Genomic DNA, 21,439 nt, shown 5'->3' on the forward strand with positions numbered 1-21,439 from the left:
GTAGATCCACGCCATGCGTGGATGACACATCGTGGATGCCGGCCAGCAGCCGGCATTACCACCGCGCTTACGCGCTCGCGACCTCTTCCACCTTCGGGCCATCCCACAACGCGTGGCCGGCCTTCCTGCGCAGGCGTTCCAGCCGCGCGGTGTGCGCCTCCAGCTCCGAGGCCGTGGCCACCACGCGCGGGCGCGGCAGCAGTTTGCTGGTATCGAAGGCCAGCAGCGCGGCGCCCTCGGCCCCGCTGTCGTCTTCCAGGCCGAAACCGATCTCTTCCTGCCCCGAGGTCAGCGCGATGTAGACATCGCCCAGGATCTGCGCATCGAGCAGGCCGCCGTGCAGCGCACGGTGCGAGTTGTCCACGCCCAGGCGCCGGCACAGGGCATCCAGCGAGTTGCGCTGGCCGGGGAAGCGCTCGCGCGCCATCGCCAGGGTATCGATCACCGTGCAGCGGTCGGTGATCTTGCCGAACTGCGGCCCCAGCAGGGACAGCTCGTAATCGAGGAAGCCCAGATCGAACGCCGCGTTGTGGATGATCAGCTCGGCGCCATCGATGAACGCCAGGAACTCCTCGGCGATCTGCGCGAACTCCGGCTTGTCGGCGAGGAAATCCAGGCTCAGGCCGGTGACTTCCTGCGCACCCTGCTCGAAGTCGACATCGGGCTTGATGTACTGGTGGTAGTTGTTGCCGGTCGGGCGGCGCTTGAACAGCTCCACGCAGCCGATTTCAACGATGCGGTTGCCCTTCTTCCATTCTAGGCCGGTGGTTTCGGTATCGAGGATGATCTGACGCATGGGCTCAGTTTACCGGGCTGCCGTCGCGGATCTGGATCGCGGCAGTGCGCGCCAGGGTGTCGACCCGCTCGTTGTCGGGGTCACCGGAGTGGCCCTTCACCCAGCGCCAGTCGATCTGGTGCCGCAGCGTGGCCGCATGCAGGCGCTCCCACAGCTCGCGGTTCTTCACCGGGTCGCCGCCGGCAGTCTTCCAGTTCTTGCGGATCCACCCGGCCATCCACTGGGTCAGCCCCTGCCGCACATACTGCGAATCGGTGTAGAGCACGATCTCGCAGGCTTCGGTGAGGCTTTCCAACGCGGAAATGGCGGCCATCAGCTCCATCCGGTTGTTGGTGGTATGCGCTTCGCCGCCGCTCAGCTCGCGCTCGTGGCCCTTGTAGCGCAGCAGTGCGGCCCAGCCACCCGGGCCGGGATTGCCGAGGCAGGAACCGTCGGTGTGGATTTCGATGGTTTTCAATACAACTCCAGATCAGGTAGCAACGGTGCCGTGCCAGCGCACCGGCAGCGGGGTCGGCCCAGGCAGGGCCAGCGTACGTTTTTCGGCATGGAACAGGCAGGCCGCGCGCAGCGGCGCCCAGCCCGCCCGATGGCGGCTGCCGACGCCCTGCCACAGCGGCCCCAGGTAGCGGGTGTCATCGCATTCCAGGCCATGGCGGGCCAGCAGCAGGCGCAGCCGCTGCGGCGTGCGCACCACCAGCCCATGCTGGCGCCAGCGGGTGCGGAAGGGGCTGAACGGGTTGAGGCTGCTCAGCCACAACTGGCCGCCGGGCATCAGCACGCGCGAGCACTCATCCAGCAGGTAATCGGCATCGGCGGCGGTCACATGCTGCAGCACGATGGCGTTGACGCTTTCATTGGCCAGCGGCAGCGGCAGCGCGCAGCGGGTGTCACCGGCATAGCCGGCGCCCTCGCGGTACAGGCGCAGGCCGCGGCCGCCCAGCTGCGCATCCTCCAGCCAGGCGGCCGTGGGTGCGATCCACAGCCAGGGCTGGGACGGCAGGCCGGCCAGCCGTGGCAGCAGCAGCTGGCGCTCAAGCAGGCGAAGGGCTGCCGCCGGCTCGCTATCGAACCACGGCACCAGGCTCGCTTGACGGTGGCTCTGCAGCAGGGGCATGGTCCAATTCTATGCGACTGACTGCCCTGACCGCATTTGCGGACAACTACATCTGGATGCTGATCGCCGACGATGGCGCCGCCGTGGTCGTCGACCCCGGCGATGCCACGCCGGTGCTGGCGCTGGCCGATCAAGGCCTGCGCGTGGACACCATCCTGCTGACCCACCACCACGACGACCACATCGGCGGCGTGCCCGCGCTGCAGGCGCGTTTCCCCCGCGCACGGGTGATCGCGCCGGTCGACGAGCGCATCCCGACCGCCACCGAACGGGTGGGCGAAGGTGAACGCGTTCAGGCAATGGGCCGGATGTTCCACGTACTATCCGTGCCCGGGCATACCCGCAGCCACATCGCGTTTCACACTGCTGAACATCTTTTCAGCGGAGATTCGTTGTTCAGCCTGGGCTGTGGGCGCCTGTTCGAAGGTACGCCGTCCCAGCTGCTGGCGTCGATGCGCAAGCTGGGTACCTTGCCCGTGCAACTGCTGGTTTGTTGCGCCCATGAGTACACCGTGTCAAATGCCGTCTTCGCGCGGCATGTCGACCCCGCCAACGCTGCCTTGTGGCAGCGCCAAGAGGAGGCTTTGGCCATGCGCCGCGATGACCGTTCCACCCTGCCGGTAACCCTGGCCAACGAGCTGGACTGCAATCCGTTCCTGCGTGTGCACACTGCGCCGATCCGCGCGGCGGTGTCGGCGCACCTGGGGCGCGATGTCGTGGACGACGTCGATGTCATGGCCGGTCTCCGGCACTGGAAAGACGGCTTCCGCGCATGATGCGCCGAAGTCTGCCGCTGGCCCTGGGCCTTGTCCTGGGGCTGGCCGGAAACGCGGGCGCGCAGTCGCTGGGCGCCGGCATCAGCCAGAACCTGACCGCCGCGTCGGCGGTACCGCTCGATCCGGCCCTGTTGCCGGCCGCCTCGGTCCGCAACGGCCAGGAAATCTTCGCCAGCTTCCGCGAGGGCCTGGCTGAACCGACCTGCGACGCCGAGGCCACCAGCCCGCGCTGGCAGAAGCAGTTCGCCCATGCCCCCTCGCGCCTGGCCAACCAGGATGACGACGCGCTGGTGCTGTTCGGCTACGTGGTCGAAGAACTGCGCAAGGCCAGCCTGCCCACCGAATTCGCGCTCATCCCGTTCGTGGAGAGCGGCTACCGCCCCAGCGCCCGCAACGGCAGCGGCCCGACCGGTCTGTGGCAGTTCATTGCCACCACCGCGCGCAACCACCGCGTGCCGATGGCCAACGGCTACGACGGCCGCCTGTCGGCCGTGGATTCCACCCAGGCCGCGGTGCGTTACCTGAAGACGCTGCACGGCATGTTCGGCGGCGATTGGCGCCTGGCCACCATGGCCTACAACGCCGGCGAGTACCGCGTGCTGCAGTCGATGCGCAAGGCGGGGATGAACGCGCAGAACGCCAAACCGGCCGCGCTGCCTGGCCTGTCGCCGGTCACCCACGCCTACGTCGAGAAGCTGCATGCCCTGGCCTGTGTGCTGGAGGATGCCGAAGACGAGCCCGGCGTGATGGCCTCGCTGGACCGCACCGTGCCGGTACTGAAGGGCCACACCCTGCCAGCGGGCACCAGCGTGCAGCAGTGGGCGGCGCAGCGTGCGCTGGACCCGAACCGCATTGCCCGCCTGAACCCGGCCCTGGCCGGCAACGGCCGCCCGTCAGGCACCACCCGCGTGCTGGCCCCGGTGGCCGCCGCCTCAGCCCCGGTTGCCGACGTCGCCACGGTTGCGACCGCAGCGACCGCCGTGGCCCCCAGCGCAAGCCTGCAGCCGGCCCCGCAGGTCGCCAGGACCGTGGCCAGCGCGGCCGACCGCCCGCGCAACCGCCGCCACACCGTGCGCAACGGTGAATCGGCTTGGACCATCGCCCGCCGCTACGGCATGCCGGTGAAGGCCCTGCTCTCGTTGAACGGCCTGAGCGGCAGCAGCGTGCTGAAGCCCGGCGCCGTGCTGCGCATCGAAGACTGACCGCCGCAACCGCGACTGCCCCCGCTGTTCGTAGAGGTCGAGCGTGCTCGACCGCTCTTCCGCGCTTCCGCCCGTTGTAGAGTCGAGCCATGCTCGACTGCTTCTGCACGTCTCCACAAAAGCAGTCGAGCATGGCTCGACTCTCCATACAGCGGACGCACCAACAAAAAAGGCCCGGCACTGCCGGGCCTTCTTCGTCCTGCCAGCCTTCCGGCTTACAGGTTCGCTTCGGTGGTCTGCACCACGAACTTCTTGCGCATCGCGTCGATGTAGGCCTTGGCTGCCGCCATGCCGTCGATCTGGCTCAGCTGGTCCTTCAGCTGCTTCTGCTGTTCCGGCGTCACTTCCTTGATGTTGCCCGGGGTGACCTTGTTCACCACGAACACCAGCGCGTGGCCGTTGACGTCGACCTTGCCGAAGCTCGGCTTGCCTTCGGCCGGCACCGGCGCACTGAAGATGGCGCGGTTGATTTCCGGGGTCGGCACCGGCTGGCTGCGCGGCAGGCCCGGCATCGGGCTGACCTGCAGCTTGTCGCTGGCCACCAGCGACTGCAGGCTGGCACCGCCCTTCAGCTTGGCCAGCACGGCGTCAGCCGCCTTGTCGCTGGCCTGGCGCTGACGGTCGGCACGGATCGCGGCGATGACCTGCTCACGCGCCTTGTCCAGCGGCAGTGCCTGCTCCGGGGTGTGCGCGGCCACGCGGATCACGACACTGTGGTTGGTGCTGCCGCCCAGGGCGATCGGGTCGCTGGCGGTACCGTCCTGCACCATCACGTCGGAGAACGCAGAGCGCAGCACGGCCGGATCAGCGGCGATACCGCTGGCGGTGGCACGGGTGATCGGGCCCAGGGTCTGCACCGGCAGGTCGACCGACTTGGCTGCAGCAACCAGATCGCTCGGGCTCTTGTTGATGGCATCGACCAGACGGCCGGCCAGATCGTTGAAGCCACGCTCGCCGTCGGCCTTCAGCTGCTCGGCGGCCAGCACGTCACGCACTTCCTCGAACGACTTGCCTTCGCCACCGCGCACGGCCGCGGCCTTGATGATGTGGTAACCGAAGTCGGTCTTGACCGGACCGATCACGTCGCCAGCCTTGGCGGCGAACAGCGCGTCCTCGAACGGCTTCACCATCGCGCCACGCTCGACCCAGCCCAGGTCACCGCCCTGGTCCTTGGAACCCGGGTCTTCCGAGTTGGCCTTGGCCAGTGCGGCGAAGTCGGCACCGGCCGCCTTGGCTTCGGTGGCCAGCTTGGCGGCCTTGGCTTCGGCACCGTCGCCGGTGATCAGGATGTGCGAGGCCTGCCGCTGTTCCGGGGTCGCGAACTTGGCCTTCTCTTCTTCATAGCGCTTGCGCAGGGTGGCCTCATCGGCCGGCACCGGCGCCGGCAGGTTGGCACCGTTGAGCTCGACGTATTCCAGCGAGACCGATTCGGCCTGGCGGAAATCCTTGCCGTGGCTGTCGTACCACTGCTTGATCTGCGCGTCGGTGACCGGCGCGGTATCGGCCGGCACTTCCGGCAGCGCAACCAGCTCGACGTCACGGGTTTCACCCAGCAGCTTCAGCAGGCGCTCGGTCTCGGCCTGGGTGACGAAGCCCGAGTTCTGCAGGCCGGCCGGGATCACCGACTGCTGCAGGCTGGCACGCACTTCTTCCTGGAACTGCGACGGGGTGCGCGGCGGATTGCCACCGCCCAGCGCCAGCCGGTAGTTGTTCTCGTTGAACTTGCCATCGCTGCCGAGGAAGGCCGGGATGGTCATGATGTAGTCGCGCACGGCGCCGTCACCGACGACCACGCCGGCCTGCTCGCCCACCAGGCGCACGACCTGCTCGTCGATCAGCTGGTCCAGCACGGCCAGCTTGTTCTCGGTGCTCTCGAAAGCGCGCGGGTCGAAGTTCTCGCCCTGCTGCTGGCGCTCACGCATGCGCTCCTGCTCGAAGCGGGTGCGGAAATCCTGCGCGCTGATCTCGTGGTGCTGCCACAGCATGCGCACCGGCCACCACGACGGCGCCGAGCGCCACCAGGTCGGCGGTGCCGAAACCTTGGCCACGTTCTGTGCGCCGACACCACCGAGGTAGCTGTTGTCGATCACGAACAGGAACGGAATCATCAGCAGCCCCAGGATCACGGTGACGATCCAGCCTGAGGTCTTGTCGCGGAGTTTCTGCAGCATGGTGAGGAATCACATGGCCTGATTGGCGAGCCCGGCAGTGTAACCCGCTTCGCGGCCCGCACCAAAAACGGCCCGGAGGCAGGCGGGACAAGGATCTGCGCCACATGTGCAGCATCCACGCCGTGCCCGCGCTGGGCGCAGGCGCGGCAGCCGGCGCATACTGGCCGGTCAGATGGGCGGCATGCCCCGGCTGCGGCGCGTCACAGGCACAAGGAGGACCCCGTCCATGCGCATCCTGGTCACCGGCACCTCCGGCTTCGTGGGGGGCGCCCTGCTGCGCCGCCTTGCTGACGTGCCCGGCGTGCAGGCCTTCGGTGTCGCCCGCCGCCCGCTGCCCCTGCCCAACTACGCCGCGCTCGACCTGTCGCAGCCGTTCGAGCTGCCGTTCCGGCCCGACGTGGTGGTGCATGCCGCCGCCCGCGTCGCCCCGTGGGGCAGCCCAGCGCAGTTCCGCCAGCAGAACGTGGACACCACCGCACAGGTGATCGAATTCTGCCGCCGCGCCGGCCATCCGCGCCTGCTGCTGGTATCCAGCACCGCGGTGTTCTACCGCGAGGCACACCAGCTTGATCTGGACGAGGACAGCCCGATCGGCCCGGTCTTCCTCAATGAATACGCGCGCAGCAAGGCCGAGGCCGAGCGCCTGCTGGCCCGCTACGACGGTCCGTCCTGCATCCTGCGCCCGCGCGCGGTGTTCGGCCCCGGTGACACCGTGCTGCTGCCGCGCCTGCTGGCGGCCGCGCGCCGCAGCAGCGTGCCGCTGCTGGTCAGCCCCGGTGGCCCGCCGAAGATCGACCTGATCCACATCGACACGCTGGTGGAGTACCTGCTGCGCGCCGCCCAGGTCCCGCAGCTGGGCCCGGCCTACAACCTGACCAATGCCGCCCCGGTGGACCTGCACGCCCTGCTGCAGCGATTGCTGGCCGCCCTGCAGCTGCCCGTCCCACGCCGCCGCGTGCCGACCGCGCTGGCCCTGCGCGCAGCCAGCGTGATCGAAGCCGGCTGGCGTGCCCTGCGCCTGCGCAGCGAGCCGCCGATCACCCGTTTCGCCGTGGCCGCCTTCGCCTATTCAAAAACCTTCAATCCGCAGCGCATGCTGGCCGACCTGGGGCCACCACAGGTTTCGCTGGAGGACGGTATCGAACGTTTCATCACCGAGCAGCGTGCGCAATGGTCGGCCTGAGCCTGGACGGGATCGCCCTGGTCAGCCTGCTGCTGGCGGCCTTCTACCTGCTGCTGATGGGCCTCAAGGCCACCGGCGCCCTGCGCATCCTCGGCCAGCGTCCGCCCCGGCCGCAGGCGCCCGCCGACCATGACGGCCGCGGCGTGGCCATCCTGCAGCCCATCCTCGGCGGCGACCCGCTGCTGGCGCAGGTGCTGCAGCACAATCTGCAGGCGCTGCCCGGCGCGCATTTCCATTGGCTGCTGGACGAGGCCGACGCCATCGGACGCGCCACTGCGGACGCGCTGTGCGCGGCACACCCCGGCCACCAGATCACCTGCCTGGTTCACCCGGCGGCACCGGAAGGGACCAACCCGAAGACCTTCAAGCTGGATGCGGTGCTGCCGCAGGTGCGCGAACCGGTGCTGCTGGTGCTCGACGACGATGCACGCCTGTCGGCCGCAGCGCTGGCGCAGCTGCTGGATGAACTGGGCGCGGCCGACGCCGACCTGGTCACCGCCCTGCCCTGCTACCGCGACGACGGCGCACGCGGCGCACGCCTGATGGCGCAGTTCGTCAACAACAATGCGGTGCTGACCTACCTCGGCCTGCTGCCGTGGCTGCCGCCGCTGTCGATCAACGGCATGTGCTACGCGCTGCGCAGCGAACGCCTGCGTGAGCTGGGCGGATTCACCCCGCTGCTGCAGATGCTGGCCGACGACCTGGCGCTGGCCCGCGCGCTGCGCCGACAGGGGGCGCGCCTGTTCCAGTCCACCGCGCCGGTGGAAGTGCAGACCCACGTGCCGACGCTGCAGCGCTACCGCCAGCAGATGCACCGCTGGATGCTGTTTGCGCTGCTGCTGCTGCGCGATGAATCACCGCGCCTGCGCCTGTTGATCGGCGTGCTGCATGGTCTGCCGCCGCTGCTTCTGTGGGCGTTGCTGGTGCTGGCCATGCTGCCGCCGATCGGGCTGCCAGCGCTCGCTGCCGCGCTGGTGCTGGTGCTGCGTGCAGGCCTGCTGATGTACCTGCAGCGCCGCGCCGGCGGCCGCGCCCGGCATCGTCCGCTGGCTTCGCTGCTGGCCGAACTGCTGCAGCCGCTACACCTGCTGCATGCCGCCTGCGTGCGGCGCATCCGCTGGCGCACGCGGCTGTACGAGGTACGCGCCAATAATGATTTCCAGGGCGGCTGAGCCGATGCCCACGGCCGCACCGCAACTGCAACTGGCCTTCCTCACCGGGCAGAGCGATCCGGCGCGCTGTGCGCTGAGCCCGCTCCAGCGCGCATTCGGCGATGCCCTGCTGGCACCGGGCCGGGTGCTGCATCCCTGCAACTTCCCCTACGACGCCGCCACGCCCGATCACCGGCCCGCCGGACTGCTGGCAGCCAGCTGGCACAACAGCCGCCACTACCTGCGCTCGCGCCGACCTGATTTCGCCGCAGCGCACGCGCCGGCACTGGCCCAGCTGCTGCAGGCTGCACCCCACACCCTGCTGCTGGTGGGCAGCTGCGGACTGGAACTGCTGGCCAACCTGGCCATGCCTCCGGCCCTGGCGCGGCGCTGCAGCATACTGGCCTACGGGCCGGTCGCACGCCGCGCACCTGCGGCCGCCCACCTGCAGATCCTGGTGGGTCACCAGGACTGGGTCTCGCGGCTGGGCTGGCGCGGCGCACGGCAGTGGGTCGACAGCGGTCACATGGATTATCTGCAGCAGCCGGACGTGCTGGCCATCGCCCGCGATCTGGCCGCGCGCCTGCAGCAGGAACACGCATGAAGATCGAACTGCTCGCCCCGCCCTACAGCGGCCACCTGCACCCGATCCTCGCCATCGCCCGCCAACTGCAGGCACAACACGACGTAACCGTGCTGAGCACGCCCGGTGCACAGGCGGCGATCGCCGCCAGCGGACTCAACGGCGGCGTGCTGCTGTCGGCAGACCAGGAGGCGGCGCTGTGGCAGATCGCCAACCCGCCCAAGCCGGTCAAGGCCAACCCGCTGCGGCTGCATGCGCAGCTGACCCAGGCGCTGCAACTGATGGAACAGATGCGGCAGGCGCTGCAGCAGCGCTGGCAGCATGCGCGCCCGGGTCTGGCCATCGTCGATTTCACCCTGCCGCCGGCCGGATTGCTTGCCGCCGAGCTGGGCATCCGCTGGTGGACCAGCCTGCCCTCGCCCTGCGTGCTGGACTGCGTGGACGGCCCGCCGCCGTATCTGGGCGGCATGGCGCCTGCACGCACGCGCTGGCAGGCACTGCAGCAGGCCGGCGGCCGGCAGCTGACCCGGCTGTTCAAGCGCGGCGTGCATGCGTGGCAGCGCCCGGCGATGCAGCGGCTGGGCGTGCCATCGATCTATCGCGCCGATGGCAGCGAACGCGTGTATTCAGATGAATGCATCCTCGCCCTGGGCGTGCCGGAGCTGGAATTTCCGCGCACCTGGCCACGCGCGCTGCAGTTCATCGGGCCGATGCTGCACACCCCGCCCAGCACACACGCGGCGCCGCCGTTCGTGGATGGCGCGCGGCATCTGCTGGTCACCGCCGGCACCCACCAGGACTGGATCAAACCGCGCCTGGCACAGGCGGCGGCGACGCTGGCGGCGCTGCACCCGCAGTGGCAGATCCACGTCAGCGACGGCCACCAGCATGAAACAGGCGATGCATTGCAGCCGCTGCCCAACCTGCAGCGGCTGCCGTTCGTCGATTACGCGCGGCACCTGCACCGCTATGACCGCGTGCTGCACCACGGTGGCGCTGGCGTGATGTACCACGCGCTGCGCGCTGGCGTGCCTTCGCTGGTCTTTCCACTGGATTACGACCAGTTCGACCACGCTGCGCGATTGCAGGACGCAGGCGCAGGGCTGTGGCTGCGCGATCTGGATCAGCTGCCGGCGCTGTTCGCGCGTGCGCTGCAGGCCGATGCGTTCCCGGGGCTGGCCGCGCTGCAGGCGTCGGTGCAGCGGCATATGGCCGTGGAAGCGGTGCTCGACCGCGTCGCGTCGCCGCGGTAGCGCCGGGCCACGCCCGGCGGCCAGGGACATGCACAGACCCCGAAAAAGCAAAATGCCCGCAGGTCCAGAACCGACGGGCATCTTCGTTGACATCTCAAACTCTGCTGGCGGAGCGGACGGGACTCGAACCCGCGACCTCCGGCGTGACAGGCCAGCATTCTAACCAGCTGAACTACCGCTCCACACTTGAACTTTTACTGCGGTGCTGTGGTGGGTGCTGAGGGTTTCGAACCCCCGACCCTCTCCGTGTAAAGGAGACGCTCTACCGCTGAGCTAAGCACCCCAGCGAGCCGCTTAGTTTACAGCATCCTTCAGGGCCTTACCAGCCTTGAACGACGGATTCTTCGAAGCAGCGATCTTGATGGTGTCGCCGGTCTTCGGGTTGCGGCCGGTGCGGGCAGCACGGTCGCGGACCTGGAAGGTACCGAAGCCAACCAGGGTGACCGCATCGCCGTCCTTCAGCGCCTTGGTGACGGCAGCAACGACGGCATCGACAGCGCGGCTGGACTCGGCCTTGGTCAGGTCGGCGGCTTCAGCAACGGCATCGATCAATTCGGTCTTGTTCATTCTGTACAACTCCTTTGGCGGTGGGTTCCGCTTATTCGACAGGGAAGCAACCGCACGCGATGCGCGCACGGCCGCCATGTGGAAACTGTTCGCCGAATTCAGTGATCGCCAGACTGCGATCACTCATCCGCGGGTGCTGCTTTTATACCAGCGCCCCTACCCCCACGCAAGGTGGAAAGCCAGCAACGACGCGGGTTTCAGGCATTTCGACAGCGCGCGTCAATGCTTGACGCGCGCGTTTCCACTCGGTTTGGCCTTGCTGCGCACCGTGACGCGCTGCGCACTCTTGCGCGCCTTCTTCGGTGCCAGCGGACGCTCCAGCGCCAGGTCCAGCACTTCCTCGATGTACTTCACCGGCACGATCTGCAGATCGCGGGTGACGTTGGCCGGGATGTCGGCCAGGTCCTTGCGGTTCTCCTCGGGGATGATGACCGTGCGGATACCGCCACGCAGGGCAGCCAGCAGCTTTTCTTTCAGGCCCCCGATGGCGGTGACGCGACCGCGCAGGGTGATCTCACCAGTCATCGCCACGTCGGCGCGCACCGGCACCTTGCTCAGCATCGACACCAGCGAGGTGACCATCGCCGCGCCGGCACTGGGGCCGTCCTTCGGCGTGGCGCCATCGGGCACGTGCACGTGCACGTCGTGCTTCTGCAGGAAGTCCGCATCGATGCCGAAACCGACGGCGCGCGAACGCACCACCGACAACGCCGCCGATGCCGATTCCTTCATCACGTTGCCGAGCTGGCCGGTCAGGATCAGCTGGCCCTTGCCCGGCACCAGGGTCGATTCGATCTGCAGCAGGTCGCCGCCCACTTCGGTCCAAGCCAGGCCGGTGACCAAGCCGATCTCGTTGGCTTCCTCGGCGCGGCCGAAATCGAAGCGACGCACGCCCAGGTACTTGTCCAGGTTCTTGCTGGTGACGCTGACCAGGGCCTTGGACTTCTTCGCGCCCTTCTTCGCCTTCACCGGCTGCGGGCCGGCCAGTGCGATTTCCTTCACCACCTTGCGGCAGATCTTGGCGATCTCGCGTTCCAGGTTGCGTACGCCGGATTCGCGCGTGTAGTAGCGCACGATGTCCTGGATGGCGTCGCTGCCGATTTCCAGCTCTTCCGGCTTCAGGCCGTTGGCCTTGATCTGCTTCGGCGACAGGTAACGGGTAGCGATGTTGAGCTTCTCATCCTCGGTGTAGCCGGGGATGCGGATCACTTCCATGCGGTCCAGCAGCGGGCCCGGGATGTTGAGCGAATTGGACGTCGCCACGAACATCACTTCGGACAGGTCCAGGTCCACTTCCAGGTAGTGGTCGTTGAACGCGTTGTTCTGCTCCGGGTCGAGCACTTCCAGCAGCGCCGAGGACGGATCGCCGCGGAAGTCCATCGACATCTTGTCGATCTCATCGAGCACGAACAGCGCGTTCCTGCTGCCGACCTTGTTGAGGTTCTGCACGATGCGGCCCGGCATCGAACCGACGTAGGTACGGCGGTGGCCACGGATCTCGGCCTCGTCGCGCACGCCGCCCAGCGACATGCGCACGAACTTGCGGTTGGTGGCCTTGGCGATGGACTGACCCAGCGAAGTCTTGCCCACGCCCGGCGGACCGACCAGGCACAGGATCGGGCCCTTCATCTGCTTCACGCGCGACTGCACTGCCAGGTATTCCAGGATGCGGTCCTTGACCTTGTCCAAGCCGTAGTGATCGGCGTCCAGGGTGTCCTGCGCGGCCTTCAGGTCCTTGCGCACTTTGGTGCGCTTCTTCCACGGCACGCCCAGCAGCCACTCGAGGTAGTTGCGCACGACCGCGGCTTCGGCCGACATCGGCGACATCTGCTTGAGCTTGTTCAGCTCGTTGCGCGCCTTGGATTCGACCGGCTTGGGCATGCCGGCCTCGGCGATCTTGCGGGCAAGCTCTTCCAGCTCGCCCGGCGCGTCGTCGAGGTCACCCAGTTCTTTCTGGATGGCCTTCATCTGTTCGTTGAGGTAGTACTCGCGCTGGCTCTTTTCCATCTGCGACTTCACGCGGCCGCGGATGCGCTTTTCCATCTGCTGCACGTCGATCTCGCCGTCGACCAGGCCGACCAGCATCTCCAAGCGCTCGCCCACGGCCAGCGTTTCCAGCAGGCGCTGCTTGTCAGCCAGGCGCACGCTGATGTGCGCGGCGATAGTGTCGGCCAGACGTGCCGGCTCATCGATGCCGGCCAGGGTCTGCAGCAGCTCCGGCGGCAGCTTGCGGTTGGTCTTGACGTACTGCTCGAACAGCGACATCAGCGAGCGGGCGATGGCCTCGATCTCGCGCGGTTCGCGCGGGTCGGCCGCGTCGATCTCCACGGCCTGGCCGTGCAGCGAGCCATCACGCTCGTCGACGTGGGTGATCTGCACGCGCGACAGGCCTTCGACCAGCACCTTGATGGTGCCGTCGGGCAGCTTCAGCAGTTGCAGCACCTGCGCCAGCGTACCGACCTGGTAGAGGTCGGCCGCGTGCGGGTCGTCGGTCTCGGCCGACTTCTGCGCCAGCAGCAGGATGCGCTTGTCTGCCTCCATTGCCTGTTCGAGCGCGTGCATGGACTTGTCACGGCCGACGAACAGCGGGATGACCATGTGCGGGAACACCACTACGTCGCGCAGCGGCAGGACCGGCAGGTCGAGGGTTTCACTTGGGGAACGGGCCATGGGGGCTCCAGGGAAGGGGAAAACCGTCTCCGGAAGGGCATCTTCCGGAGACAAAAAAAGCCGATGGCCCCGTTATGGGGCCATCGGCTTTCAGATGCAAGGCGTTCGTTGAAAGTCCTTTCAAATCAAAAACTTGAAAGGATCACTCAGCGCCTGCGGCCTTCTGTTCAGGGGCCGACGGGGTCTGGTAGATCAGGTACGGCTCGGACTTGTGCTCGATCACCGATTCATCCACGACCACCTTGCTGACGTTTTCCTGCGAGGGAAGGTCGTACATGGTGTCCAGCAGGACCGATTCGACGATGGTGCGCAGGCCACGGGCGCCGGTCTTGCGCTTGAGCGCCTTCCTGGCGATGGCCGACAGCGCGTCCGGACGGAACTCGAGCTCGACGTTCTCCATCTCGAACAGCTTCTTGAACTGCTTCGTGATGGCGTTCTTCGGCTCGGTCAGGATCTTGATCAGAGCCGGCTCGTCCAACTCCTCCAGGGTCGCCACCACCGGCAGGCGGCCGACGAACTCGGGGATCAGGCCGAACTTGATCAGGTCCTCCGGCTCGACTTCAGCCAGCACCTTGCCCACTTCCACCTTGCGCTCGGCACTCTTCACCTTGGCGCCGAAGCCGATGCCGCCGGCGTCGTTGGAACGCTGCTGGATCACCTTGTCCAGGCCGGCAAACGCGCCGCCACAGATGAACAGGATGTTCTTGGTGTCCACCTGCAGGAATTCCTGCTGAGGGTGCTTGCGGCCGCCCTGCGGCGGAACGCTGGCCACGGTGCCTTCGATCAGCTTCAGCAGGGCCTGCTGGACGCCTTCGCCGGACACATCGCGGGTGATCGACGGGTTCTCGCTCTTGCGCGAGATCTTGTCGATTTCATCGATGTAGACGATGCCCTGCTGCGCCTTCTCGACGTCGTAGTCGCACTTCTGCAGCAGCTTCTGGATGATGTTCTCCACGTCCTCGCCCACGTAACCGGCTTCGGTCAGCGTGGTGGCGTCGGCCATGGTGAACGGCACATTGAGCAGGCGGGCCAGGGTTTCGGCCAGCAGCGTCTTGCCCGAACCGGTCGGGCCGACCAGCAGGATGTTCGACTTGGCCAGTTCGACCTCATCGTTCTTCTGTCGGCTCTCGATGCGCTTGTAGTGGTTGTAGACGGCCACGGCCAGGGTGCGCTTGGCCCGGTTCTGGCCAATCACGTACTGGTCGAGCACCTCGAGGATCTCGCGCGGCTTGGGCAGCGAACTGCGCGCCGACTGCGCCTTCTCCTCGAGTTCCTCACGGATGATGTCGTTGCACAGCTCCACGCATTCATCGCAGATGAACACGCTCGGACCCGCAATAAGCTTGCGCACTTCATGCTGGCTCTTTCCGCAGAAAGAGCAGTAGAGGATCTTGCCGGTGTCCGTGGAACGACCTTGGCGGTCTTCGCTCATGCTTCGCTTACCCAGTTACCCCACCCGCTGAACGGGGGTTCGATTCGAGAATAGCACAGGGCCGGAGGGACGACAGTCCCGGTCCGACCCCGCAGGAACGGGGCCTCCCTGGCCCCGTGCAGGCCGATCAACCGGCCTGGATCGACTCTTCCGGACGACGCTCCAGCACCTGGTCGACCAGGCCATAGGCCACCGAGTCGACCGCGCTCTTGAAGTTGTCGCGCTCGGTGTCGCGGGCGATCGTTTCCAGCGACTGGCCGGTGTGCTTGGCCAGCACTTCGTTCAGGCGCGAACGCAGGGTCAGGATTTCACGGGCATGGATGTCGATGTCCGTGGCCTGGCCCTGGAAGCCGCCCAGCGGCTGGTGGATCATCACGCGCGAGTTCGGCAGCGCATAACGCTTGCCGGCAGCGCCCGAGGCCAGCAGCAGGGCGCCCATCGAGGCGGCCTGGCCGACGCAGATGGTGCTCACGTCCGGCTTGATGTACTGCATGGTGTCGTAGATCGCCATGCCGGCGGTGACCACGCCACCCGGCGAGTTGATGTAGATGCTGATGTCCTTTTCCGGGTTTTCCGCTTCCAGGAACAGCAGCTGCGCCACCACCACGTTGGCCATGTGATCGTCGATCGGGCCCACGAGGAAGATCAGGCGCTCCTTCAACAGGCGCGAATAGATGTCGTAGGCACGCTCGCCGCGGCTGGTCTGCTCGACCACCATGGGAACCATGTTCAGGGCTTTGGTCCGGTTGTCCATTTCGTGAGGTACCTGTCTTGGGGGGAAACACCCCCGCGCCGGTGCAGGCGCGGGGTATGGGGAGATCCGCCCCGTATTACTGGCGGATCGCGTCCTGGAACGACAGCTTTTCTTCGGTGTGCTGGGCGCGCTCGGCGATCCAGTCGATCACCTGCTCTTCCATCACACGGTTCTGCAGACCAGACATCAGCTGGGGGTCGTTGCGGTACATCTCAATGACCTGCTCCGGCTCTTCATAGGTCGAAGCGATCAGACGCATCGTTTCATTCAGGCGCTTGGCTTCCAGGCGCAGGTCGTTGGTGCGGGCGACTTCGCCCACCACCAGGCCGACCAGCACGCGCTTGGCGGCCGCTTCCTTGAAGCCTTCGTGGGCATCGGCCGGGATCTCACCGACGTTCTGGCCGTTGCGGCGGGCCTGCTCGACCTGCTGGCCCAGCATGGCGCGGGCTTCGTTCTCGACCAGGCGCGGCGGCATTTCCACCGACGAATAGGCGGCGATCAGCTGCTCGCCCACTTCGCGGCGCAGGCGGTTCATCAGGGCGCCCTTCAGCTCGCGCTCCAGGTTGGCGCGGATGTCGCTGCGGAACTGCTCGACGTCGCCGCCCTTCACGCCGAAGCTCTTGATGAAGGCTTCATCGACGGCCGGCACGACCGGCTCGGACAGCTCGACGACCTTGACGGTGACCTGCACGGTCTTGCCAGCCAGCACCGGCACGCGCCAGTCAGCCGGGAACTCGACGTCCAGGGTCTTTTCTTCACCCTTGGCCAGGCCGACCAGGCCCTTTTCGATGGTTTCGAACATCATGCCCTGGCCGAGCACGATCGAACCCTTCTCGGTGCCTTCGGCCGGCAGGCGCTCTTCGCCGGCCTGCGACCAGGTTTCCAGCGCGACCAGGTCACCGTCCTGCGCGCCACGGGTGACCGGGGCCCAGGTACGACGCTGGTTCTGCAGGTTCTCGATCATCTGGTCGATGTCGGCGTCGGTGATTTCAGCGGTGTGGCGCACCACGGTCAGCTTGCTGACGTCGATGTCGCCGAAGTCCGGCACCACTTCCACGGTGGCGACGAAGGAGAATTCACCCTCTTCGCCCTTGTCGATGCGCGGGCTGCCGACGATGCGCAGGTCGTGCTCACGCACGGCGGCATCGAAGGTTTCGCGCAGCAGGCCGTCCAGCGCCTCGCCACGGACCTGCGCGCCGAAGCGCTGCTCGATCACCTTGGCCGGCACCTTGCCCGGGCGGAAGCCCTTGATGCGGGTGGTACGGGCGATTTCGCCCAGGCGGCCGTTGATGTGGCTCTGCAGACGGTCTTCCGGCAGCGAGAAGCTCAGGCGGCGTTCCAGGTTGCCGATGGTTTCGATCGAAGCTTGCATGTTGACTCCTGCCACCGGTGGCCCACGCCCCCGGCTCGATGATTGGGATGAAACGGTTGTAAGGACACGACGTCTGGGACGCGCCTGCTTGCCGCAGCCCTTTAGTTTCGCCCAATTCGGCCTGCACTGCCAGCGCGTGGCGGTCAAGGGTCCGTCGGCGGCCCGATCAGGGCGGAGACAGGCCGGCACTGGTGCGAAAGGGGGGACTCGAACCCCCACGCCTTGCGACACTGGAACCTAAATCCAGGGCGTCTACCAATTCCGCCACTTTCGCGTGGCCGGCACAGGGGTTCATTGTCGCAGGCGGGGCTGGAAAGCGAAAGGCGTGACAAAGCTGAATTCGCGAGTTTTACGCACTGAGCAGTCGCGATCAGCGCTGATGCATTGGCCTGTCCAAGGTTGACGCCGCCCGGCGCGAGGCTGGCGAGCGGGACACGTGCGCGGCCACGAAACCCCGCGGGCGCCTGCAGCCGTTGCACACGGCACGGGTCCGGATGGCCCAGGCCATCCGGACCCGGCACGCTTATTGAGCTGGCTGGGCTGGCTGCGCAGGTTCGGTCGGCCCTGCCTCAGCACTACCGCTTCGGCGCACTTCGATCCCCTCCCCATCCGCGGAACGGCGGATCTCCACGTCCGGCGCTGCGGGATCGACGGCTGTTACACCGGTTTCGCCCGTGTGCATCGCAGGTTCGGCAACCTGCGCAGGCGCAGCGTCCGTACCGGCAGGCCTTTCCACCGTGCGCGCAGGATCATTCTCCGCAGACGGGTCTTTCTGGCAGGCCGACAGTGCCATCACCAGCAGGCCGGCACCTGCCAGCGTCGTAACTCTGTTCATTCGCAACATCTACAGTTCTCTCAAGAATGCGCTCTGCGCGGAACTTCCATTGAGAGTGATGAGCGGGGTGACCGGTGAGATGCAGCGCACAGCATTGAAAACACTGATGACGCATGTAACCCAGTTTTAAGCATCGCTTCAGTAGATCCACGCCATGCGTGGATTTGCAGCCGCAGCGGAATGCCTGATCGCAGGCAAGAAAAAAGCCACTTGGCGGACCAAGTGGCTTTCGTCTGGTGGGCTGTCAAGGATTCGAACCTTGGACCTATTGATTAAGAGTCAACTGCTCTACCAACTGAGCTAACAGCCCGAAATCGGGGCGCGAATTATGACCCCATCCGCCTGGGGGATGCAAGCACTTCGTTCAACATCGTTGACGTCCGCACTGCTCCGGGTACCGCACTAGCTGAAGAAAAAAGCCACCTGGCATACCAGGTGGCTTCCGTCTTGGTGGGCTGTCAAGGATTCGAACCTTGGACCTATTGATTAAGAGTCAACTGCTCTACCAACTGAGCTAACAGCCCGTGAAACTCAGACGCACATTGTAGCGTGCATTCTGTTTATTGCAATACCGTGCCGGCGTTGCCGATGCGGTTGAAACAGTGGGGTGGCTGAGGGGATTCGAACCCCCGACCACCGGAATCACAATCCGGTACTCTAACCAACTGAGCTACAGCCACCACTGAAACGTTTGCTTCACCGCCGATGTCGCCGGCGCTGGAGCCTGATGCTTTGCCTTGAGTGGGCGGAAGCAGAAGTTCCGTCCCCCGAAGCGAGTCCGGCATTTTCCGGGAGTCGCGCGGGAATTGCAAGCACTTCTTCACACTGATGTGCAGGGGCCTGCCAGGGTCCGACAGCGCCCACCACTCAGGGATCGCTGGCAGAGATGACCCGGGTCGTTTCGCCTGCTTCGTCCAGGAACGCCAGCGTTGCCTCGCCCTTCGGCGTGACCTGCAACTGCAGGCGCGGATTGCCCTTGGCGTCCAGCAACTGCAGCATCGCGTTGCGCGCATCGGACTTGCCGAGGAACACGCGACGGGTGATCGCCTCTTCGCCCGCCTTGGCCAGGCGCTCATCGTCGGCCGAGAAGATCGGCCGCTTCAGGCCATCGGCCACGTCATTGAACATCAAGCCTGCGATACTGCCATCGGGGCCATCCAGACCCAGCAACTGCAGCTGCTGGTCCTGCTGGTACCGATCAAAGGTGAGGCTCATCCCGCTGTCCGGGCGCCCATCCTTGCCCAGCGCGCCATTGAAGATCAGGCCACCATTCTCGGTGCCCTCGTCATTCAGGAACAGCATGCCGGCCATGGGCCGCTTGTGTGCGGTGATCTCCTCGCCCTTCATGAAGCCACCCGGGAAACGCGTGCGGTTGGACACAACCAAGCGCAGGGTGCCGTCGGGCTCCCGGATGTTGATGCGCTGCGCGTCGATGACTTCGAACGATGCATCGCGATGGGCACTGGCGCCCATCAGCAGACCGGCCAGCGCCAGCAGGGTGACACCGCCGCAGTACAGCGAAAGCCGCCGCTGGCTGGCGCGCAGGCGCTGCACTTCCGCAACGAGGTCCTTGTCTTGGACTGCCTGCTCCGTCATGCGTCTCACTCCTTTGATGGGGCAGGAAAAGCGGACAACGCGCTGCCCCGGACGACCTTGTCCGAGCAATGACTGTAATGGGCGGAGACGAAGGGGCCATGCGCCGGAAGTCAGGGAGCTTTCCCTGCAATGGCGCGCCCGACAGGAATCGAACCTGTAACCGCCGGCTTAGAAGTCTGCCTGACTCTGGACACGGATCAAAGACTTGCATTGAATTGATTTCTGGAAGCCGCCCGCCTGAGCCGTTGCGGCACAAGGGGCCTATCCGGAGTTTTCTGGAAGCAAAGCCGTCAGATGCGAGGGTGCTGCCGCCCGCTTGCGCTCAACCGCCCCTTCCTCGGATCGGTCGCCCTGGGCTTGGTCTCCGCCGGTGGCCGGATCGGCTCCAGCGCCGCCATCACCCGGGCGGACGCGGCAGCAGCCGCCTCATCCAGCCGCTGGGCCTGCTGCTGCTGTTCGCGGGTCGGCGGCAGGCCGGGCAGTGGCTGCGCCGGCTTGATAGGGGTGTTGTCGGTCAGACGGACGACCGCCTCTCGCAGCGGCAGGTGCGGAAACAGTCTGGCGGCACACCAGCGCTCGGCGAAGCGCTTGCCCTGTCGGATGCTCACAACCGGTGCGTTCTTGGTCTGCCACATCTTCAGGGCGTTCATGTGCAGGCGGTAGCCACCCTCGCGGGTCGGGGTAACACTGGCCACCTCGCGCCCGTTCCACCACAGAGCCCAGCGCTCACCTATCTGCACCCAACCCGAAGGGATGGGGGCTGTGCGGAAGCCTTGGTAGCCAAGCGAGGGAAGCATGGCCGGAAGAATACGACCGGCCGTCGCAGATCCTGCGAACGCGTCAGGCACTTGCCTGAACCATTGAACTGCGGAGAATCGAGTCGACTCGAGCCTGCTCGACTCTGTGCCGGCGCGGCGCTGCTCAGGCGCCATCCCAGGCTGAGCGGCCAATGGCCCCGGGTCCGGCATGGCCAGAGTGCGCCGGCCCGCCGCCGGCCACCATCGGGCAACCGCGCGACGCGGGGTCGGCATGCCCCTACACGCGCCGGGCACAGGCGCCAGGGCTACCCTCCGGCCATGTGCGGAAGATTCGTTCAGCTCCCCGTTGTCGACTTTGGCCAGCCCGGTCTGGCGGACCTCGCCCCGGGCCTGGCCGGGATCCAGCCGAGCTTCAACCTGGCCCCCACCCAACGCGCCGCGGTCATCCTCGACCGTGGCGAAGGCCGCTAGGTGACCCGCATGGCCTGGGGCCTCCTGCCCTTCTGGGCCAAGGCCAAGGGCCTGCAGGGCTCGACCATCAATGCCCGCATCGAGACGGTGGCCACCAAGCCGGCATTCCGCACGGCCTTCAAGAAGCGCCGCTGCGTCATCCCCATGGCCGGGTACTACGAATGGTCGGTGAGCCCAGAGGACGGGAAAAAGGATCCGTGGTTCATCCACGCCGCTGGACCGCTGCTGGCGGCCGGCCTGTGGGAAGACAGCAGCCCGCTGCTGCCGGACGGCAACCTAGGCACATTCACGATCATCACCGGCGACAGCAGCGGCGTATCGGCCGACATCCACGACCGCATGCCGGTGTGGCTGCAGGCTGGCCAGATCGATGAGTGGATGGCTGCCGGCACCGACGATGCCATGGCAATGCTCCTGGCCAGCGAGCCGCCGGCCATGGAGGCCTACCGCGTCAGCCGCGCGGTCAACACCCCACGCAACAACACCGAGGGGCTGCTAGAGGCCGTGGCTTAAACCTGCGGCTGTGCCACGATCTCTTCCGCACCCAGGTCGTACTCGACCGCCGTCACGTACGGGGCCGCCGCCTGCGGTGACACGAAGAAGTTGAAGATGGCACCAGAGCCATCGGTCGCGCGGAAGATCAACTGCACCTTCCCCGGGTTGTCCGCGTTTTCGATCTTCTGGTACAGCTGTGCACGTGCAAGCATGGTGTATCTCCTGTAGAAAAAGCGGGGCAAGAGCCAGCCCCGCATGGC

General features: G+C 66.5%; 18 protein-coding genes, 6 tRNA genes and 1 pseudogene. 7 read left to right on the top strand and 18 right to left on the bottom strand.

The window, feature by feature from the left end; all coding sequences use genetic code 11:
* Positions 1–67: 67 nt before the first annotated feature.
* Genes dnaQ through AC1VXD_RS08455 form a run of 3 tightly spaced genes read right to left on the bottom strand, consistent with a single transcriptional unit; the run spans position 68 to position 1,910 of the window.
* Entirely contained in the window at positions 68–796 is a 729-nt protein-coding gene (gene dnaQ / locus AC1VXD_RS08445; protein ID WP_482991683.1) for a DNA polymerase III subunit epsilon, read from the bottom strand.
* Between the two features lie 4 nt (positions 797–800).
* Positions 801–1,253, bottom strand: a complete 453-nt coding sequence (gene rnhA, locus AC1VXD_RS08450; RefSeq protein WP_367381536.1) for a ribonuclease HI — start codon at positions 1,251–1,253, stop codon at positions 801–803.
* A 12-nt stretch (positions 1,254–1,265) separates the two neighbouring features.
* Positions 1,266–1,910: a hypothetical protein gene (locus AC1VXD_RS08455; protein ID WP_482991684.1), complete on the bottom strand. Its 645-nt coding sequence runs from the start codon at positions 1,908–1,910 to the stop codon at positions 1,266–1,268.
* 11 nt (positions 1,911–1,921) lie between these two features.
* Between AC1VXD_RS08455 and gloB the strand changes: the two genes are divergently transcribed.
* Positions 1,922–2,686 carry a hydroxyacylglutathione hydrolase gene (gene gloB, locus AC1VXD_RS08460; RefSeq protein ID WP_482991685.1) on the top strand — a complete coding sequence of 255 codons (765 nt, stop codon included), beginning with the start codon at positions 1,922–1,924 and terminating at the stop codon, positions 2,684–2,686.
* Positions 2,683–3,888, top strand: coding sequence for a lytic transglycosylase domain-containing protein (locus AC1VXD_RS08465; RefSeq protein WP_482991686.1), 1,206 nt, complete (start codon positions 2,683–2,685; stop codon positions 3,886–3,888). Before gloB ends, AC1VXD_RS08465 begins: the two co-directional genes overlap by 4 nt.
* A 215-nt stretch (positions 3,889–4,103) precedes the next feature.
* Here AC1VXD_RS08465 and AC1VXD_RS08470 read toward each other — a convergent pair whose 3' ends face one another.
* The gene (locus AC1VXD_RS08470; protein WP_482991687.1) at positions 4,104–6,059 is read right to left on the bottom strand and encodes a peptidyl-prolyl cis-trans isomerase; all 1,956 of its coding nucleotides are present in this window, start codon (positions 6,057–6,059) and stop codon (positions 4,104–4,106) included.
* 226 nt (positions 6,060–6,285) lie between these two features.
* Here AC1VXD_RS08470 and AC1VXD_RS08475 point away from each other — a divergent pair, with 226 nt between their 5' ends.
* Genes AC1VXD_RS08475 through AC1VXD_RS08490 form a run of 4 tightly spaced genes read left to right on the top strand, consistent with a single transcriptional unit; the run spans position 6,286 to position 10,229 of the window.
* On the top strand, positions 6,286–7,242 hold the full coding sequence (locus AC1VXD_RS08475) for an NAD-dependent epimerase/dehydratase family protein (RefSeq protein ID WP_482991688.1): 957 nt from the start codon (positions 6,286–6,288) through the stop codon (positions 7,240–7,242).
* A gap of 11 nt (positions 7,243–7,253) precedes the next feature.
* Positions 7,254–8,414: a glycosyltransferase gene (locus AC1VXD_RS08480; RefSeq protein WP_482991750.1), complete on the top strand. Its 1,161-nt coding sequence runs from the start codon at positions 7,254–7,256 to the stop codon at positions 8,412–8,414.
* Between the two features lie 4 nt (positions 8,415–8,418).
* Positions 8,419–8,997, top strand: a complete 579-nt coding sequence (locus AC1VXD_RS08485; protein WP_482991689.1) for a hypothetical protein — start codon at positions 8,419–8,421, stop codon at positions 8,995–8,997.
* A complete protein-coding gene (locus tag AC1VXD_RS08490; protein ID WP_482991690.1) occupies positions 8,994–10,229 on the top strand; it encodes a glycosyltransferase in 1,236 nt (411 codons plus the stop codon). The genes AC1VXD_RS08485 and AC1VXD_RS08490 overlap by 4 nt, the downstream gene beginning before the upstream one ends.
* Before the next feature lie 105 nt (positions 10,230–10,334).
* On the opposite strand, the gene AC1VXD_RS08495 is transcribed toward AC1VXD_RS08490, so the two are convergent.
* The 13 genes from AC1VXD_RS08495 to AC1VXD_RS08555 all read right to left on the bottom strand — a co-directional run bounded on the left by AC1VXD_RS08495 (position 10,335) and on the right by AC1VXD_RS08555 (position 20,105).
* A tRNA-Asp gene (locus AC1VXD_RS08495) sits at positions 10,335–10,411 on the bottom strand.
* Positions 10,412–10,437: 26 nt separating this feature from the next.
* A tRNA-Val gene (locus tag AC1VXD_RS08500) sits at positions 10,438–10,512 on the bottom strand.
* A gap of 11 nt (positions 10,513–10,523) precedes the next feature.
* Positions 10,524–10,796: an HU family DNA-binding protein gene (locus AC1VXD_RS08505; protein WP_004146343.1), complete on the bottom strand. Its 273-nt coding sequence runs from the start codon at positions 10,794–10,796 to the stop codon at positions 10,524–10,526.
* A gap of 219 nt (positions 10,797–11,015) precedes the next feature.
* Entirely contained in the window at positions 11,016–13,466 is a 2,451-nt protein-coding gene (gene lon / locus AC1VXD_RS08510) for an endopeptidase La (RefSeq protein WP_482991691.1), read from the bottom strand.
* Between the two features lie 142 nt (positions 13,467–13,608).
* A complete protein-coding gene (clpX, locus tag AC1VXD_RS08515; protein WP_482991692.1) occupies positions 13,609–14,898 on the bottom strand; it encodes an ATP-dependent Clp protease ATP-binding subunit ClpX in 1,290 nt (429 codons plus the stop codon).
* 127 nt (positions 14,899–15,025) lie between these two features.
* Positions 15,026–15,652, bottom strand: a complete 627-nt coding sequence (clpP, locus tag AC1VXD_RS08520) for an ATP-dependent Clp endopeptidase proteolytic subunit ClpP (protein ID WP_079220811.1) — start codon at positions 15,650–15,652, stop codon at positions 15,026–15,028.
* A 76-nt stretch (positions 15,653–15,728) separates the two neighbouring features.
* The gene (gene tig / locus AC1VXD_RS08525; protein ID WP_482991693.1) at positions 15,729–17,024 is read right to left on the bottom strand and encodes a trigger factor; all 1,296 of its coding nucleotides are present in this window, start codon (positions 17,022–17,024) and stop codon (positions 15,729–15,731) included.
* A 189-nt stretch (positions 17,025–17,213) separates the two neighbouring features.
* A tRNA-Leu gene (locus AC1VXD_RS08530) sits at positions 17,214–17,298 on the bottom strand.
* A 795-nt stretch (positions 17,299–18,093) separates the two neighbouring features.
* Positions 18,094–18,169: transfer RNA gene (locus AC1VXD_RS08535), tRNA-Lys, on the bottom strand.
* Positions 18,170–18,307: 138 nt separating this feature from the next.
* A tRNA-Lys gene (locus AC1VXD_RS08540) sits at positions 18,308–18,383 on the bottom strand.
* A 79-nt stretch (positions 18,384–18,462) separates the two neighbouring features.
* Positions 18,463–18,539 (bottom strand) — tRNA-His (locus tag AC1VXD_RS08545).
* A gap of 187 nt (positions 18,540–18,726) precedes the next feature.
* Positions 18,727–19,455: a hypothetical protein gene (locus AC1VXD_RS08550; protein WP_482991694.1), complete on the bottom strand. Its 729-nt coding sequence runs from the start codon at positions 19,453–19,455 to the stop codon at positions 18,727–18,729.
* A 290-nt stretch (positions 19,456–19,745) separates the two neighbouring features.
* Entirely contained in the window at positions 19,746–20,105 is a 360-nt protein-coding gene (locus AC1VXD_RS08555; protein WP_482991695.1) for a hypothetical protein, read from the bottom strand.
* A 426-nt stretch (positions 20,106–20,531) separates the two neighbouring features.
* On the opposite strand from AC1VXD_RS08555, the pseudogene AC1VXD_RS08560 reads away from it, so the two are divergent.
* A pseudogene (locus tag AC1VXD_RS08560) lies at positions 20,532–21,197 on the top strand (SOS response-associated peptidase).
* Here AC1VXD_RS08560 and AC1VXD_RS08565 read toward each other — a convergent pair.
* Positions 21,194–21,391, bottom strand: a complete 198-nt coding sequence (locus tag AC1VXD_RS08565) for a hypothetical protein (protein ID WP_482991696.1) — start codon at positions 21,389–21,391, stop codon at positions 21,194–21,196. The pseudogene AC1VXD_RS08560 and the gene AC1VXD_RS08565 sit on opposite strands and share 4 nt — an antisense overlap.
* Positions 21,392–21,439 lie beyond the last annotated feature (48 nt).

The sequence above is a fragment of the Stenotrophomonas sp. STEN054 genome (assembly GCF_056854535.1).

Bases quoted from the DNA above. Each gene is read 5' to 3' on its own strand.
- dnaQ (WP_482991683.1), bottom strand. From the start codon at position 796: ATGCGTCAGATCATCCTCGATACCGAAACCACCGGCCTAGAATGGAAG.
- AC1VXD_RS08455 (WP_482991684.1), bottom strand. From the start codon at position 1,910: ATGCCCCTGCTGCAGAGCCACCGTCAAGCGAGCCTGGTGCCGTGGTTC.
- gloB (WP_482991685.1), top strand. From the start codon at position 1,922: ATGCGACTGACTGCCCTGACCGCATTTGCGGACAACTACATCTGGATG.
- AC1VXD_RS08465 (WP_482991686.1), top strand. From the start codon at position 2,683: ATGATGCGCCGAAGTCTGCCGCTGGCCCTGGGCCTTGTCCTGGGGCTG.
- AC1VXD_RS08470 (WP_482991687.1), bottom strand. From the start codon at position 6,059: ATGCTGCAGAAACTCCGCGACAAGACCTCAGGCTGGATCGTCACCGTG.
- AC1VXD_RS08475 (WP_482991688.1), top strand. From the start codon at position 6,286: ATGCGCATCCTGGTCACCGGCACCTCCGGCTTCGTGGGGGGCGCCCTG.
- AC1VXD_RS08485 (WP_482991689.1), top strand. From the start codon at position 8,419: ATGCCCACGGCCGCACCGCAACTGCAACTGGCCTTCCTCACCGGGCAG.
- AC1VXD_RS08490 (WP_482991690.1), top strand. From the start codon at position 8,994: ATGAAGATCGAACTGCTCGCCCCGCCCTACAGCGGCCACCTGCACCCG.
- AC1VXD_RS08505 (WP_004146343.1), bottom strand. From the start codon at position 10,796: ATGAACAAGACCGAATTGATCGATGCCGTTGCTGAAGCCGCCGACCTG.
- lon (WP_482991691.1), bottom strand. From the start codon at position 13,466: ATGGCCCGTTCCCCAAGTGAAACCCTCGACCTGCCGGTCCTGCCGCTG.
- clpX (WP_482991692.1), bottom strand. From the start codon at position 14,898: ATGAGCGAAGACCGCCAAGGTCGTTCCACGGACACCGGCAAGATCCTC.
- clpP (WP_079220811.1), bottom strand. From the start codon at position 15,652: ATGGACAACCGGACCAAAGCCCTGAACATGGTTCCCATGGTGGTCGAG.
- tig (WP_482991693.1), bottom strand. From the start codon at position 17,024: ATGCAAGCTTCGATCGAAACCATCGGCAACCTGGAACGCCGCCTGAGC.
- AC1VXD_RS08550 (WP_482991694.1), bottom strand. From the start codon at position 19,455: ATGACGGAGCAGGCAGTCCAAGACAAGGACCTCGTTGCGGAAGTGCAG.
- AC1VXD_RS08555 (WP_482991695.1), bottom strand. From the start codon at position 20,105: ATGAACGCCCTGAAGATGTGGCAGACCAAGAACGCACCGGTTGTGAGC.
- AC1VXD_RS08565 (WP_482991696.1), bottom strand. From the start codon at position 21,391: ATGCTTGCACGTGCACAGCTGTACCAGAAGATCGAAAACGCGGACAAC.